The 14,364-nt window shown below is 71.4% G+C and carries 14 protein-coding genes and 1 pseudogene; 11 read left to right on the forward strand and 4 right to left on the reverse strand.

Annotated features, from left to right (window positions below; genetic code table 11):
• From ABZZ04_RS34240 to mug, 7 genes and pseudogenes are all read left to right on the forward strand, one after another.
• Window positions 1–88, forward strand: a pseudogene (locus ABZZ04_RS34240) (lytic transglycosylase); the annotation flags it as partial.
• A 100-nt stretch (window positions 89–188) separates the two neighbouring features.
• Window positions 189–626, forward strand: coding sequence for a GNAT family N-acetyltransferase (locus ABZZ04_RS34245; protein WP_356936126.1), 438 nt, complete (start codon window positions 189–191; stop codon window positions 624–626).
• 173 nt (window positions 627–799) lie between these two features.
• Window positions 800–2,137 carry a hemolysin family protein gene (locus tag ABZZ04_RS34250; RefSeq protein ID WP_356936127.1) on the forward strand — a complete coding sequence of 446 codons (1,338 nt, stop codon included), beginning with the start codon at window positions 800–802 and terminating at the stop codon, window positions 2,135–2,137.
• Complete coding sequence (locus ABZZ04_RS34255; RefSeq protein WP_356936128.1) at window positions 2,134–3,153, forward strand: hemolysin family protein; 1,020 nt, start codon at window positions 2,134–2,136, stop codon at window positions 3,151–3,153. The genes ABZZ04_RS34250 and ABZZ04_RS34255 overlap by 4 nt, the downstream gene beginning before the upstream one ends.
• Before the next feature lie 160 nt (window positions 3,154–3,313).
• Window positions 3,314–4,162 carry an SGNH/GDSL hydrolase family protein gene (locus tag ABZZ04_RS34260; protein WP_356936129.1) on the forward strand — a complete coding sequence of 283 codons (849 nt, stop codon included), beginning with the start codon at window positions 3,314–3,316 and terminating at the stop codon, window positions 4,160–4,162.
• 59 nt (window positions 4,163–4,221) lie between these two features.
• The gene (purB, locus tag ABZZ04_RS34265) at window positions 4,222–5,664 is read left to right on the forward strand and encodes an adenylosuccinate lyase (RefSeq protein WP_356936130.1); all 1,443 of its coding nucleotides are present in this window, start codon (window positions 4,222–4,224) and stop codon (window positions 5,662–5,664) included.
• 19 nt (window positions 5,665–5,683) lie between these two features.
• Window positions 5,684–6,253: a G/U mismatch-specific DNA glycosylase gene (gene mug / locus ABZZ04_RS34270; RefSeq protein WP_356936131.1), complete on the forward strand. Its 570-nt coding sequence runs from the start codon at window positions 5,684–5,686 to the stop codon at window positions 6,251–6,253.
• A gap of 68 nt (window positions 6,254–6,321) precedes the next feature.
• On the opposite strand, the gene ABZZ04_RS34275 is transcribed toward mug, so the two are convergent.
• Together ABZZ04_RS34275 and ABZZ04_RS34280 are read right to left on the reverse strand one after the other, a co-directional pair.
• Window positions 6,322–7,059, reverse strand: a complete 738-nt coding sequence (locus ABZZ04_RS34275; RefSeq protein WP_356936132.1) for an ABC transporter permease — start codon at window positions 7,057–7,059, stop codon at window positions 6,322–6,324.
• A gap of 2 nt (window positions 7,060–7,061) precedes the next feature.
• Window positions 7,062–8,000, reverse strand: a complete 939-nt coding sequence (locus ABZZ04_RS34280) for an ATP-binding cassette domain-containing protein (RefSeq protein WP_356936133.1) — start codon at window positions 7,998–8,000, stop codon at window positions 7,062–7,064.
• A gap of 107 nt (window positions 8,001–8,107) precedes the next feature.
• Here ABZZ04_RS34280 and ABZZ04_RS34285 point away from each other — a divergent pair, with 107 nt between their 5' ends.
• From ABZZ04_RS34285 to ABZZ04_RS34295, 3 genes are all read left to right on the forward strand, one after another.
• Window positions 8,108–9,280, forward strand: coding sequence for a sensor histidine kinase (locus ABZZ04_RS34285; RefSeq protein ID WP_356936134.1), 1,173 nt, complete (start codon window positions 8,108–8,110; stop codon window positions 9,278–9,280).
• A 4-nt stretch (window positions 9,281–9,284) separates the two neighbouring features.
• A complete protein-coding gene (locus ABZZ04_RS34290; protein ID WP_356936135.1) occupies window positions 9,285–9,935 on the forward strand; it encodes a response regulator transcription factor in 651 nt (216 codons plus the stop codon).
• Window positions 9,936–10,033: 98 nt separating this feature from the next.
• Window positions 10,034–11,191: an ROK family transcriptional regulator gene (locus tag ABZZ04_RS34295; RefSeq protein ID WP_356936136.1), complete on the forward strand. Its 1,158-nt coding sequence runs from the start codon at window positions 10,034–10,036 to the stop codon at window positions 11,189–11,191.
• Between the two features lie 185 nt (window positions 11,192–11,376).
• Here the strand turns inward: ABZZ04_RS34295 and ABZZ04_RS34300 are convergent, their stop codons facing one another.
• Entirely contained in the window at window positions 11,377–12,144 is a 768-nt protein-coding gene (locus ABZZ04_RS34300; RefSeq protein ID WP_356936137.1) for a GntR family transcriptional regulator, read from the reverse strand.
• Between the two features lie 305 nt (window positions 12,145–12,449).
• Entirely contained in the window at window positions 12,450–13,343 is an 894-nt protein-coding gene (sigJ, locus tag ABZZ04_RS34305) for an RNA polymerase sigma factor SigJ (protein WP_356936138.1), read from the reverse strand.
• Window positions 13,344–13,495: 152 nt separating this feature from the next.
• On the opposite strand from sigJ, the gene ABZZ04_RS34310 reads away from it, so the two are divergent.
• Window positions 13,496–14,326 (forward strand): alpha/beta fold hydrolase, encoded by an 831-nt coding sequence (locus tag ABZZ04_RS34310; RefSeq protein ID WP_356936139.1) that lies wholly within the window; start codon window positions 13,496–13,498, stop codon window positions 14,324–14,326.
• Window positions 14,327–14,364 lie beyond the last annotated feature (38 nt).

Consider the following 14,364-nt stretch of genomic DNA (forward strand, 5'->3'; position numbering starts at 1 on the left):
CACCGACCCCGTCGCCAACATCACCGCGGCCGCCAACTACGCCGCCGACCGCTACGGCTCCATCGACAACGTCAACTCCGCCTACTGACAAGGGCATCACCCTCACCCTCACCCCAGGCCCCGACTTCGGTCCCGGCCCCGGCACAAACCGTTCGCCGAACGGACCGGCGCTCTGCTTGGCTCGCCGGATGGACGATCACCGAAACGACCTCCGCATCCGCCATGCCGGCCTCCCGGACATCGACGCCGTACTGGACTTCTGGCGCGAGGCGGCGGAGGGGACGAGCATCAGCGACGACCACGACGGGGTGGCCCGACTGATTTCGAGGGACCCCGAGGCCCTGCTCCTGGCGGAGCGGGACGGACGGCTCGTCGGAACGGTCATAGCGGGTTTCGACGGCTGGCGGTGTTCCGCCTACCGCCTGGCCGTACATCCCGAAGCACGCCGACAGGGCATCGCCGCCGCACTGATGACGGCGGCGGAGCAGAGGTTCGCCGCTCTGGGCGGGCGCCGCGTCGACGCCATGGTCCTGGAGGCCAACGAACGGGCGCATCACGCGTGGGCCGCGGTCGGCTACCACCGCGAGGATCACTGGCGACGCTGGGTGAAACCGCTCACGGAGTGAGACGATCACCGAAAGAGTGGTCGACTTTGCCGATCCTTTACTATGGGTGTTCTTCTGTCCGCCCCTTCCGAAAGGTGTGAGCGTCCTTCCATGGGCGAGCCTCCCAGTAGCCGCTGCCACAGGCACCGAGCGATCCTCCTGCCCCTGCCCGATCATGGGACGGAGGTGAACCGATGACCGAAGTGCTCCTTCTGCTCGTGGCGGTCCTGCTCTCGCTTGCCTGCGGCGCCTTCGTCGCGGCGGAGTTCTCGCTGACGACGGTCGAGCGCGGACAGCTGGAACGGGCCGTCGAACAGGGCGAACGCGGTGCGGCGAGCGCCATGAAGGCCGTTCGCAGCCTCACCTTCCAGCTCTCCGGAGCCCAGCTCGGCATCACCGTCACCAACCTGGTGGTCGGCATGCTCTCCGAACCGTCCATCGCGAAGCTGATCCGCGGCCCGATGGAGGCCATCGGACTGTCCCCGAGCCTGGCGTCCTCCGTGGCCCTCGTCCTGGGAACCGCGCTGTCCACCGTCTTCCTGATGATCGTCGGCGAGCTGGTCCCGAAGAACTGGGCGATCTCCTCCCCGCTGGCCGTGGCGAAGACCGTGGCCACTCCCCAGCGGGCCTTCACCGCGGTCTTCCGGCCCTTCATCAGCCACCTCAACAACACCGCGAACCGGATCGTGCGCCGCTTCGGTCTGGAACCGGCCGAGGAGCTCGCGTCGGCGCGCAGCCCCCAGGAGCTGGCCGCGCTGGCACGGCACAGCGCGAAGGAGGGCGCACTGGAGGCGGACACCGCGGAGCTGTTCGTCCGCACCCTCAACCTGTCGGAGCTCACGGCGGAGAACGTGATGACCCCCCGGGTCCAGGTCACCGCCCTCGACGCGCAGGCGACCGCCGAGGACGTGGCGAACGCCACCCGGGCGACCGGCCTGTCCCGCTTCCCCGTCTACCGCGGCAACCTCGACACCGTCATCGGTGTCGCGCACATCAAGGACGTACTGGCGATCCCCGCCGAACAACGGCCCCGTACACGCGTCTCGGAGATGCTGCGCGAGCCCCTGCTCGTACCGGAGACCCTCACCGTGGACCGGCTCCTGGACCGGTTGTCCGGCAAGCTCACGATGGCCGTCGTCATCGACGAGTACGGCGGCACGGCCGGGGTCGCGACGCTGGAGGACATCGTCGAGGAGGTGGTCGGCGAGGTGCGCGACGAACACGATCCGCACGAGACGCCGGACCTCGCACCGGCAGGCGAGGACGCCGACGGGCGGACCCTGTGGTCGGCCGACGGCGCCGCGCGCGTCGACCAGCTGAGGACGATCGGGCTGCGGGTGCCCGACGGACCGTACGAGACCCTCGCCGGAGTGGTCGCCACCGAGGTGGGCCGCATTCCCGCCGTGGGTGATTCGGTCGAGTTGGCGGGCTGGCGGATCGACGTGGTCGACGCGTCCGGGCGCCGTGCCGCGCGGGCCCTGCTGCACGCGCCGCTGCCCCATGACGACGAGCGGACGGAGGACGAACGATGATCGCCGTCCAGCTCCTCATCGGACTGCTGACCCTGGTGGTCAACGCCTTCTTCGTCGGCGCGGAGTTCGCCCTGATCTCCGTGCGCCGAAGCCAGATCGAGCCCGAGGCCGAGGCCGGGAACCGGCGGGCGCGGAGTGTCGTCTGGGGCCTCGAACACGTATCGGCGCTGCTCGCGGCGGCGCAGCTGGGCATCACACTGTGCACGCTGGTGCTCGGCATCGTCGCCGAGCCGGCCATCGCACACCTGCTGGAGCCCGTCTTCGACGCGGTGGGGGTGCCGCACGGACTGATCCATCCGATCTCGTTCGTGATCGCGCTGTCCGTGGCGACGTATCTGCACATGCTGCTCGGCGAGATGGTGCCGAAGAACATCGCCCTGGCCGAGCCCGTGCGTGCCGCGCTGCTGCTGGGACCGCCGCTGGTGACGCTCGCCAGGGCGCTGCGCCCGGTGATCTTCACGATCAACGCCTTCGCCAACACCTTGCTCAAGATCCTGCGCGTCGAGGCGAAGGACGAGGTGGCGGCGACGTTCTCCGACGACGAACTGGCCCGGCTGGTGAAGGACGCCGGTGACGCAGGACTGGTCGACGACCGCTCTGCCGAGCGGCTGCACCACGCCCTCGAACTGGGCCGCCGCCCGGTGCGGGACGTGGTGATGCCGGTGGACCGCGTCGTGTACGCCAGGGTCGGCACCACGCCGGAGCAGTTGGAACGCCTCTCGTACGAGACCGGCTTCTCGCGCTTCCCCGTGATGGACGGCGAGGAACGGACCCTGGGCTACCTCCATGTGAAGGACGCCCTCGACGCCGTGCCGCGCGACGTCCCGTTCCCGGTGACGGCGATGCGGCCGATCGCCCGGGTCCGGGCCGACACCCCGCTCGACGACGTACTGACCGCGCTGCGGCGCAGTCGTACGCACCTGGCGGCGGTCCTCGACGAGGACGACCGGCTGGCCGGAATGGTCACCATGGAGGACGTGCTCCGCGAGCTGGTGGGCCGCCCCAAGGCCCGCTGAACCAGCGTTCCGGTCACCCCCGCTCGAACGGGCCGGTGACGCCCCCGGCGGGGCGTCACCGGCCCGGGTCCGTTCCGGCCCGGGTCCGTTCCGGCCCGGGGCCGCGGGTGACCGAGAACTCGGAGAGGGGCCGGAGCCACCGCGATACGATCGCATCGCCATGGAAATGAATGCCTCCTACAACAGTCTCGTCGCGGTCGGCGACTCGTTCACCGAGGGCATGTCGGACCTGCTGCCCGACGGTTCCTACCGCGGCTGGGCCGACGTCCTCGCCGGACGGCTCGCCGCCCGCGCCCCGGGGTTCCGCTACGCGAATCTCGCCGTGCGGGGCAAGCTGATCGGCCAGATCGTCGACGAGCAGGTCGACGCGGCCGTGGCCATGCGCGCGGATGTCGTCACGCTGGTCGGCGGGCTCAACGACACCCTGCGCCCCAAGTGCGACATGGGCATGGTCCGGGATCGGCTCGAAGCGGCCGTGGAGCGCCTCGCCCCCTCCTGCGAGAAGCTCGTGCTCATGCGGAGTCCCGGCCGGAACGGCCCGGTGATGGAGCGTTTCCGGCCGCGGATGGAGGAGCTGTTCTCCCTGGTCGACACGCTGGCGGCCCGGCACGGGGCGGTGGTCGTCGACCTGTACGGGGCTCCGGTCCTGGGCGATCCCCGGCTGTGGGACGTGGACCGGCTGCATCTGACGGCCGACGGGCACCGCCGGGTCGCCGAGGCCGTCTGGCAGACGCTGGGGCTGCCGCCGGAGGGCGACTGGCGGACCCCGCTGCCGGCCGCGGTGCCGCCGAAGTGGGCGAGGCGACGCGTCGACGACCTTCGTTTCGCCCGTGAACACCTGATGCCGTGGATCGGCCGCCGGCTGACCGGCCGCTCGTCCGGCGACGGCCGGACGGGCGCCCAGTACAGCCCCGAACTGGGCAGAGCCTTCTGGGTCACCCCCCAGGACACCCGCGCCCCCGGCCCGGTGGCGGGGTGGCGCCGGGTGGACGCGGATCGCCTCTCGTAGCAACCCACAAACCGGACCGCGGCGCTGGCCTGCACAAATCGCCAGTAGAATCCGGACACGTGACTGCTGTGTCTGCGAAGCCTCGCATCCCCAATGTCCTGGCCGGCCGCTATGCCTCCACGGAGCTGGCCGTCCTCTGGTCCCCCGAGCAGAAGGTGAAGCTGGAGCGCCGGCTGTGGCTGGCGGTGCTGCGCGCTCAGAAGGACCTCGGGATCGAGGTGCCGGACGCCGCGCTCGCCGACTACGAGCGTGTCGTCGACCAGGTCGACCTGGCCTCGATCGCCGAGCGCGAGAAGGTGACCCGCCACGACGTCAAGGCCCGGATCGAGGAGTTCAACGCCCTCGCCGGCCACGAGCAGGTCCACAAGGGCATGACCTCCCGGGACCTCACCGAGAACGTCGAGCAGCTTCAGATCCGGCTCTCCCTGGAGCTGATGCGCGACCGCACGGTGGCGGTTCTGGCCAGGCTCGGCAAGCTGGCGGGCGAGTACCGCGAGCTGGTCATGGCCGGGCGCTCCCACAACGTCGCGGCGCAGGCGACCACGCTCGGCAAGCGCTTCGCGACGGCCGCGGACGAGCTCCTGGTGGCGTACGGGCGGCTGGAGGACCTGCTGGGCCGCTACCCGCTGCGCGGCATCAAGGGCCCCGTGGGCACCGCGCAGGACATGCTCGACCTGCTGGGCGGCGACGCCGGCAAGCTCGCCGACCTCGAACAGCGCATCGCCTCGCACCTCGGCTTCACCCAGGCCTTCACCTCGGTCGGTCAGGTCTACCCCCGTTCCCTCGACTACGACGTGGTGACCGCCCTGGTCCAGCTGGCCGCTGCGCCCTCGTCCGTCGCGAAGACGATCCGTCTCATGGCCGGGCACGAGCTGGTGACCGAGGGCTTCAAGCCGGGCCAGGTCGGCTCGTCCGCGATGCCGCACAAGATGAACACCCGCTCCTGCGAGCGTGTCAACGGCCTGATGGTGATCCTGCGCGGCTACGCGTCGATGACCGGCGAGCTGGCGGGCGACCAGTGGAACGAGGGCGACGTCTCGTGTTCCGTGGTCCGCCGGGTGGCGCTCCCGGACGCCTTCTTCGCGTTCGACGGTCTGCTGGAGACCTTCCTGACGGTGCTCGACGAGTTCGGGGCGTTCCCGGCCGTCGTGGCCCGTGAACTGGACCGCTACCTGCCGTTCCTCGCCACCACCAAGGTTCTGATGGGCGCGGTGCGTGCGGGGGTCGGCCGTGAGGTCGCCCACGAGGCGATCAAGGAGCACGCGGTCGCCTCGGCACTGGCCATGCGCGAGCAGGGCGCCGAGCGCAACGAACTGCTCGACAAGCTGGCCGCCGACGAGCGCATTCCGCTGGACCGCGCGGAGCTGGACGCGTTGATGGCCGACAAGCTCTCCTTCACCGGAGCCGCCGGCGACCAGGTCGCCTCCCTGGTCTCCCGCATCGAGGAGATCGTCGAGCAGCACCCCGAGGCTGCCACGTATACGCCGGGCTCCATCCTGTGACGGCCACGCCCGCAGCCGGATGACCCCCGAAGAGCTCCGTGCCGCCCGCGACCACACCGTTCCCGATGTGGTCGCGGGCGGTCTGCGCGTGCTGTTCTGCGGGATCAACCCGAGTCTGACGACCGGTGCCACGGGCCACCACTTCGCCCATCCCGGCAACCGTTTCTGGCCCGTCCTCCATCGGTCCGGCTTCACCCCCCGTCAGCTGAAACCGGCCGAGCAGGCCGAGCTGCTGCACTACGGGCTCGGCATCACCAACGTGGTCGCCCGGGCCACCGCCCGGGCGGACGAGCTGTCCGCCGAGGAGTTCCGCGAGGGCGGCCGGATCCTGGCGGCCAAGGTCGAGCGGTTGCGACCGCGGTGGCTGGCGGTCGTGGGAGTCACGGCGTACCGCACCGCCTTCAACCGGCGGACCGCCCGGATCGGTCCGCAGGACCACACCATCGGCGGCGCCCGCGTCTGGGCCCTGCCCAACCCCAGTGGTCTGAACGCCCATTGGACCACCCCGGCCATGGCGGAGGAGTACGCACGCCTCCGCGCCGCCGTCGACCACGACGAGCCCCGGCCCCTTCCCGCCGAAGGCCCCTGAGCCCTGCCCCCGGCGCCCAGGGGCCTTCGGCCGCACGGTGTTCCGCGGGGGAAGGGCACGGCGGCGGGTCATGCGTCCCGCCGTCTGATCGCCCACCAGCCGGCCAGCACCGCGACCGCCGCCCAGGCCGCCGCCACCGCGAGCCCGCCCCACGCTCCGAGATCGCCCTCGGGGTTCTGGTGGAGCACCAACTGTCCCGCGCGGTCGGGCAGATACTGCGCAACGCTGCCCGCGACGTCTCCGACCACGAAGGAGACGATGAGTATGAACGGGATGAGCAGGCTGAGCACGGCGACCGCGCTGCGCAGCACCACCGCCAGTCCGGCGGCGAACAGAGCCATCAGGGCCAGATACGTCCCGCCTCCGACGACCGCTCGCAGGGCACCCGGCTCGCCGAGGCCGATCGCGTACTCGCCCATGAACATCTGGCCCACCAGGAAGGAGCCGAGGCTGGTGACCAGGCCGACGGCGAGTGCCGTCGTTCCGATGAGCGCGATCTTGACGGTGTAGAAGAGGTTGCGGCGCGGCACGGCGGCGAGCGATATGCGCAGAGCGCCGTTGAGGTACTCGGACGAGATCGCGGTCGCGCCGAAGCTGATGGCCGCGATCTGGCCGAAGTTCAGCGCGTAGAAGGCGTTGAAGACCGGGTCGGCGCCGAGGTTGTCCGCCTCGGCCTGGCCCACGGTGGCGAAGGCCAGCACGGTGATGGAGAGTGTCACGAGAAGGATCGCGGCCAGCGATCCGGCGACGGACCGCACCGATCTGATCTTGATCCACTCGGAGTGCAGCACTGCGACGGTCGACATGGTCAGTTCTCCCGAGGGTCGGTGTTCGAGGTGGACGTCGATGCGAATTCCGTGGCATCGGCGGTGAGGTCGAGGTAGGCCTGTTCCAACGTGACCTGCTCGTCGGCGAGTTCGAGAACGGCGATGCCCTCGGCTGCGGCCAGCGCGCCGATCTCCCCGGCCTTCGCGCCCTCCACGGTCCAGCGGCCGTCACCGTCCCGCGTCGGTTCGTACCCCTTGCGGAGCAATATGTCGCGCAGCCGGGTGGGTTCGGTCGTGCGCACCCGCACCCGGGGCCGGCTGCGGGACTCCAGGAATTCCCGCATCGGCAGGTCGGCGAGGAGCCGGCCCCGGCCGAGCACCACCAGGTGGTCGGCGAACGACGAGGTCTCGTTCATCAGGTGGCTGGAGACCAGGACCGTCCGGCCCTCCCGGGCGAGTCTCTTCATCAACTCCCGGATCCAGATGATGCCTTCCGGGTCCAGACCGTTCGAAGGCTCGTCGAGCATCACGACCTCCGGATCGCCCAGCAGGGCGGCGGCTATGCCCAGCCGCTGGCGCATGCCGAGCGAGAAGGTCTTGATACGTGCCCCGCCGACCTCACTGAGGCCCGCCTCCTCCAGAACCTCCTCGACCCTGCGCGCACCCAGGCCGTTGCTGACGGCGAGGGCCAGCAGGTGGTTCCGGGCGGTGCGCGAGCCGTGGGCGGCCTGGGCGTCGAGCAGTGCGCCCACGCGGCGCAGCGGGTTGTCGAGCGTGGTGTAGGGCCGCCCGCCGATCGTGGCCCTGCCGGCGGTGGGCCGGTCGAGGCCGAGAACGAGTCGCATGGTGGTGGACTTGCCCGCGCCGTTGGGGCCGAGGAAACCGGTGACGCGTCCGGGCCCCACGCTGAACGTGAGGTCGTCCACGGCGCGGTTCACGCCGTATTCCTTGGTGAGTTGCTGGACGTCGATGTTGGTCATGCCCTCAGCCTCGCGTTCGTGCCCCGGGCCCCGCCTCCCCCGCGAGTGGGGATGATCTCCCTCGCTCGGGGGAGCCGCCCGGCGGCGCGGGCTGACACGATGGCGGCATGTTCCGTCTTCTCCGCCCGCTCGCCTCGTCCGTGACCTACACCCGATGGCTCCACATCGTCATCCCGGGTGCGGTCTGCAGCGTGTGGATGTTCATCTCACCGGACACGCCGTGGGCGCCCTTGCTCTTCGCTGTTCCGGTCGGGCTGCTGCCCGGGATGCGGCTCGCCGAGGGGGTCCAGGCACAGCTTCTGCTCACCCCCGGCGAGCGGGGCAGGCCCGATGCCTCGATAGCCGCGAGCCCCGCGACCACCTGGGCGGATCGCTGGAGAACCGTGGCATGGCTGGAGATACGGCTGGTGTTCGCCGCTGCCGTGGGGATGGCCAGTGTGTGGCTGCCCGCGACCGCGGTCGACCTCGCCATGGCCGCGTCCGGATCCCGCCCGAGCGGCGACTGGCTGGTCCCCGGGGTGGAGTCGCACTGGTGGTACGCCCTGGTCGTTCCTGTTCCCCTGCTGGTTCTGCTCGCCCTCGTCGTGGTGAGCGGCCGGTCGATCACCGCGGCCGCCCGGTGGTTCCTCGGCCTCTCGCCGGTGCAGCGGCTGACCGCGTTGGAGGAGCGTACGGAGCAGTTGTTGGAGCGCAATCGCATCGCCCGTGAGCTGCACGACTCGATCGGGCACGCGTTGACGGTCGCGGTCGTGCAGGCGGGAGCGGCCCGGGCGGCGCAGAACCCGGAGTTCACCGAGCGGGCGCTGACCGCGATCGAGGAGACCGGCCGTGACGCGCTCGACGACCTGGAGCGGGTCCTGCGGGTGCTGCGCGAGTCGGGAGGGCCGGTGGGTCAACAACCGACGCTGGTGGAGGCTGACCGACTGCTGAACTCCGCGCGCAGCTCGGGCGCGGAGGTCGACGCGGACGTGTCCGGCCCGCTGGAGCAGTTGCCGGGGTCCGTCTCGCGCGAGGGATACCGCATCCTTCAGGAGTCCCTCACCAACGTGCTGCGTCACTCGGGGGCGGTTTCCATCCGGGTGCGGATCAGCATCACGAACGGGCGGTTGGAGCTGGAGGTCACCAATCCGCTCACGGGCACGACACACAAACCGGGCGGGGGGAGCGGGTTGCGGGGAATCCGGGAACGGGCCGCGTTGCTGGGCGGGAAGGCGAAGACGGGTCCGCACGGCGGCGAGTGGCGGGTGCGGGCGAGCCTTCCGTTGAACGGACTGAGGTGATCCGATGCCGATCCGTGTTCTTCTGGTGGACGACGAACCCCTTGTCCGGGCGGGGTTGCGTGCGGTTCTCGACTCCCAGCCCGACATCGAAGTGGTGGGCGAGGCGGGCGACGGTGCCGCCGTGATCCCGTTGCTGCATCAGCTGCGCCCCGACGTGGTGGCCATGGACGTCAGAATGCCGCTGATGGACGGCATCGAGGCCACCCGGGTGGTGCTGCGCACGGTGCCGGACCCGCCGAAGATCCTGGTGGTCACCACCTTCGAGAACGACGAGTACGTCTATGAGGCGCTGCGTGCCGGCGCGGACGGTTTCCTCCTCAAGCGTTCCCGGCCCGCCGAGATCGTGCACGCGGTGCGTCTGGTCGCCGAGGGCGAGTCGTTGCTGTTCCCGGCGGCGGTCCGGCAGCTCGCCGCCGAGTACGGCACCAGCAAGGCGCGAGCGGTCATGGACCGGGCGGCGCTCACCGACCGGGAGTCCGCCGTCCTGCGTCTGATGGCCCGCGGTCTGTCGAACGCGGAGATCGCAGCCAGACTCGTGGTCGGGGTCGAGACGGTGAAGACCCATGTGAGTGCCGTGCTCACCAAGTTGGGGGCGCGGGACCGCACCCAGGCGGTGATCGCGGCCTACGAGTCCGGGTTCGTCGCTCCGGGGTGACGGCCCCGTCCGGGAAATCCGTCACGGCCCGCGGTCGCCCCGCACCCGGCCAGCGAGTACCATCCGCCTGACATGCGCTCGAGCAGGGAGGACACCTCGTGGGCCGGCTGACCGGTGGAGATCCGTCACTGTTGCGGCGCATCAATTCCGCAGTGGTGCTGCACGCTCTCCGGGGTGCCGACTCCCCCACTCTCACGGACCTGACCCGGATCACGGGCCTGTCCCGGCCGACGGTCGAGGGTGTGATGGAGGGGCTCTTCGAGGCCGGGCTGGTCGTCGAGTCGGTGCCCGACGGGGCCGGGGCCCGGCGGCAGGGCCGGCCGGCCCGCCGGTTCAGGTTCCGGGCCGAGGCCGGGCACCTGCTCGGCGTCGAGATCGGCCCGCACCGGGTGTCCGCCCTGCTGTCCGGGCTGGACGGCCGGATCATCGGCTCCGGCTCGCGCGAGGTGTCGGAGACCGCGAGTGCCGACGACCGGCTCGACAAGGTCAGGGCCGTGGTGGCCGACCTGCTGCGGCGGACGGGGGTGGCCCGGAGCAGCCTGCGGGCGGTGGGGGTCGGCAGTCCCGGCATCGTGGAGGCCGACGGGACGGTACGGCTCGGCACCGCGCTGCCGGGGTGGACAGGACTGGCCCTGGGCGAGCGGCTGAGACGGTCCTTCCGCTGCCCCGTCCTCGTGGAGAACGACGCCAACGCGGCGGCGGTCGCGGAGCACTGGAAGGGCGCCGCCGTCGAGTCCGACGACGTCGTCTTCGTCCTGGCGGGGCTGAGCCCCGGTGCCGGGTCCCTGATCGGCGGGCGTCTGCACCGCGGCTTCGGCGGAGCGGCGGGCGAGATCGGCGCACTGCATCTGCTGGGCCGCGAAGCCACTCCGGAGCGGCTGCTGTCCACGACGGGCACGCCGCTGGATCCGTTGGACGAGCCCGCCGTGGCCGATGTGTTCTCGAAGGCCCGCCAGGGTGACCTCCGGGCCCAGGCGGCGGTCGAGCGGTTCATCCAGCGCCTGGTGCACGACGTCGCGGCGCTGGTGCTGGCGCTGGATCCGGAGCTGGTGGTGGTGGGCGGCTGGGCCACCGGGCTGGACGACGTGCTGGAGCCGCTCCGTCACGAGCTGGCCCGCTACTGCCTCCGGCCGCCCCGGGTCACGCTGTCGCTGCTCGGGGAGGCGGCGGTGGCCACCGGTGCGCTGCGGCTTGCTCTCGACCATGTGGAGGAGCAGCTCTTCGCGGTGGAGGGAACGGTGACGGCCCGCCGCTGAGTGCGACGGGCCGTGCGTGTCGGCGTACCGGTGAGAGACCCGGTGTCCGGGAGTCCGGTACCCGCCTCGGGAATCCCGGGGCGGGCTGCCGTCCCCGGACGGGCTTCGGGGCGTCCGGTGTTCCTGGGCGGGGTCCGGATCGCCCGAAGCTCCCGGACCCGGGGGTTCCCGGGCCCGGGCGGGGCTCAGGACGCCTGGCGCTGCTGGGCGTGGTGGCTGATCTCCAGATCTCCCGAGTCGCCGAAGGTGAGCCGGCAGGTGTCCGCCCGGTACGTGGCGACGGAGAGCGCCGCGGTGCCGCCCGCGGCGAGGTAGCGGGTGGTGACGACGAGCACGGGGGCGCCGGGAAGCCGGTCGAGTTCCTTGGCGTCGTCCACCCGTGCGGATCCGAGCTCCACCGACCGGTCCTGGCCCTCGAGGCGGAGGCGGTGCAGTTCGCGCAGGACGCCGCGGGCCCGGACGGCGCCGGAGGGGGCGTCGATCGCGGAGAGTTCGGGCACGGACGACGCCGGGACGTAGAGGAGTTCCGCCGCGACGGCCTGGCCGTGGGTCACCCGGATCCGGCGCACGATGTGTACCGGCTCCTCGGCGTCCACGTCGAGCGCGGCCGACACCGACGCCGGTGCGACGGCCGTCGTGCAGTCCACGGGCTGCCACGCCTCGGCCGTGCCGCCGCCGGACCAGTCCCGCTGCGCGGTGGAGACGGCGACCCCGACGCGCGGCGGGGCGACGGTGGTCCCGACGCCGCGGCGGCGCTGGAGCCTTCCTTCGAGTTCGAGCTGCTCCAGAGCCTGCCGGAGCGTGGCTCGGGCGACTCCGAACCGGGCGGCGAGCTCACGCTCGTTGGGCAGGATCTCGCCCACCGCAAAGTCCGAGTCGAGTGCCTCACTGAGCACGGTCTTGAGGTGCCAGTACTTCGGCTCCTGCACCGATTCCAGCTGCGTGGTCCCCACCCTGTCCTCCGCAATCGCCCAGCGGCTTTTCCGCGACGTTATTTATTAAAGGTTCCTGTCTTAACGGTGAGACGATAGGACGGGATACCCCCTTGGTCAAGACCAATCCTCAGGCGGTCACACAGCGGAACGGGACTCTGCCGCAGAGCGTTCACAGGATGTTCGTGACGCCGTGCGCCGGGCGCAGCACGAAGCCCCACGCCGGCCGGGGCGTGGGGCTTCGTACAAAAGCGCCGGTGGGACGGTCTGTCGCACCGGCGCCGACCGGGCGGGGCGGCGGACGGACGGGGCCGGGGGCGGCTCCGTTACCGCGTCGCGGCGTCGGAGAGGTGGGCGACCTTGTCGGGGTTGCGCACGATGTACACGCACTGGACGAGTCCGTCCCTGATGTCCACCTGGAGGACCGCGTCGGCCTTTCCGTCCAGGAGCACCAGCAGGCCCGGCCCGCCGTTGAGTTCCAGGAGCCTGGTGTCGAAGTCCGACACCGGGTCGTGGGCGATGCCGACGAGGAACCGGCCCACCTTGTCGGCGCTCTCGATGACCCGCAGCGGGGCCCTGGACTTCCCGCCACTGTCGCCGACGAGCCGCACATCGGGCGCGAGCAGGGCCAGCAGCCCCTCGATGTCACCGCCCGCCGCCGCGGCGAGGAACCGTTCCGTGAGGTCGCGGCGGTGTGCCGGGTCGACGTCGTAGCGGGGTTTGCGCTCCTCGACGTGGCGCCGTGCGCGCCCCGCGAGCTGGCGCACCGCTGCCTCGCTCCGGTCCAGGGCGGTGGCGATCTCCGCGTACGGGAAGCCGAACGCCTCGCGGAGCACGAAGACGGCCCGTTCCAGCGGGGAGAGGGACTCCAGGACGACGAGCACGGCGATCGACACGGAGTCGGCCAGAACGGCCTGTTCCGCCGTGTCGGGCACGGCCGGTCCGAAGTCGGTGACCACGGGCTCCGGAAGCCACGGGCCGACGTACGCCTCGCGGCGCGACTGCACCTGTCGCAGCCGGTCGATGGCCAGGCGGGTGACGATCCTGACGAGGAAGGCACGTGGTTCGCGCACGTCCTCGCGGGACGCGGACGACCAGCGCAGCCATGCCTCCTGCACCACGTCCTCGGCGTCGGCGATCCTTCCCAGCATGCGGTAGGCGACCCCGGTGAGCACGGGGCGGTGGTCCTCGAAGACGTCGGTCGCGGTTTCGGCTGTCACCTCTCCATCCCAGCCGACCCGTCGCACCCTGTCCAGCGCGAATCGCCCACCCCCTTGAACCCCGGGCTACCGAACGGTAATTGTTGTTGACAAGACGTCTAAGTCGCCTTCAGGCATGGCCCCTCCATGCCGGATCACCCGGGGAGCACCGCATGGCCACCACGGTCTCGTTCAGTGTCGAATCACCACAAGGACCCCGGACCGTGTCCGTGGAGTACGAACGGACCGGCACCGGCGAGCCGTTGCTCCTGCTCCACGGCATAGGCCATCACCGTCAGGCCTGGGACCCGGTGCTGCCCGTCCTGGCCGTGGAACGGGACGTGATAGCCGTGGACCTCCCCGGCTTCGGCCTCTCCCCCGCACTGCCCGACGGCCTGCCGTACGACTTGCCGACCGTGGTCACGGTGCTCGGCGCGTTCTGCTCGGCGATCGGTGTGGACCGGCCGCACGTGGCGGGCAACTCGCTCGGCGGTCTGCTGGCGCTGGGGCTCGGCCGGGAAAAGCTCGTCCGGTCGGTGACGGCGCTGTCGCCCGCGGGTTTCTGGGCCCCGGGAGAGCGGCGCTACGCGTTCACGACGCTGCGGGCCATGCGGCGGGCCGCCCTGTCGATGCCGATGCCGCTGATCGAGCGGCTGTCGCGCAGCGCGGCCGGGCGCACGACACTGACCAGCACCATCTACGCCCGGCCCGGCCGTCGTTCACCCGATGCCGTCGTCGCCGAGACCGTCGCCCTGCGCGAGGCGACCGGCTTTCACCAGACGCTCGCCGCCGGCCGGGACGCGCTGTTCACCGACGACGTGCCGGGACTGCCCGTGACCGTCGCCTGGGGCGGCCGGGACCGGATCCTGCTGCGCCGGCAGGGCGTCAGGGCCAAGCGCGTCATCCCCGACGCCCGGCTGGTCCGGCTTCCGGGGTGCGGACACGTGCCGATGAACGACGATCCCGCGCTCGTGTCCCGGGTGATCCTCGACACCAGCCGCTGAGTCCGCACCGGCGGCCCCGCCCGCCGCTCCGCGGGTCA

The organism is Streptomyces sp. NPDC006435, from assembly GCF_040612315.1.
Lineage (GTDB): Bacteria > Actinomycetota > Actinomycetes > Streptomycetales > Streptomycetaceae > Streptomyces.

Coding starts and splice junctions, on each gene's coding strand:
- ABZZ04_RS34245 (WP_356936126.1), top strand. CDS start 189: ATGGACGATCACCGAAACGACCTCCGCATCCGCCATGCCGGCCTCCCG.
- ABZZ04_RS34250 (WP_356936127.1), top strand. CDS start 800: ATGACCGAAGTGCTCCTTCTGCTCGTGGCGGTCCTGCTCTCGCTTGCC.
- ABZZ04_RS34255 (WP_356936128.1), top strand. CDS start 2,134: ATGATCGCCGTCCAGCTCCTCATCGGACTGCTGACCCTGGTGGTCAAC.
- ABZZ04_RS34260 (WP_356936129.1), top strand. CDS start 3,314: ATGGAAATGAATGCCTCCTACAACAGTCTCGTCGCGGTCGGCGACTCG.
- mug (WP_356936131.1), top strand. CDS start 5,684: ATGACCCCCGAAGAGCTCCGTGCCGCCCGCGACCACACCGTTCCCGAT.
- ABZZ04_RS34275 (WP_356936132.1), bottom strand. CDS start 7,059: ATGTCGACCGTCGCAGTGCTGCACTCCGAGTGGATCAAGATCAGATCG.
- ABZZ04_RS34280 (WP_356936133.1), bottom strand. CDS start 8,000: ATGACCAACATCGACGTCCAGCAACTCACCAAGGAATACGGCGTGAAC.
- ABZZ04_RS34285 (WP_356936134.1), top strand. CDS start 8,108: ATGTTCCGTCTTCTCCGCCCGCTCGCCTCGTCCGTGACCTACACCCGA.
- ABZZ04_RS34290 (WP_356936135.1), top strand. CDS start 9,285: ATGCCGATCCGTGTTCTTCTGGTGGACGACGAACCCCTTGTCCGGGCG.
- ABZZ04_RS34310 (WP_356936139.1), top strand. CDS start 13,496: ATGGCCACCACGGTCTCGTTCAGTGTCGAATCACCACAAGGACCCCGG.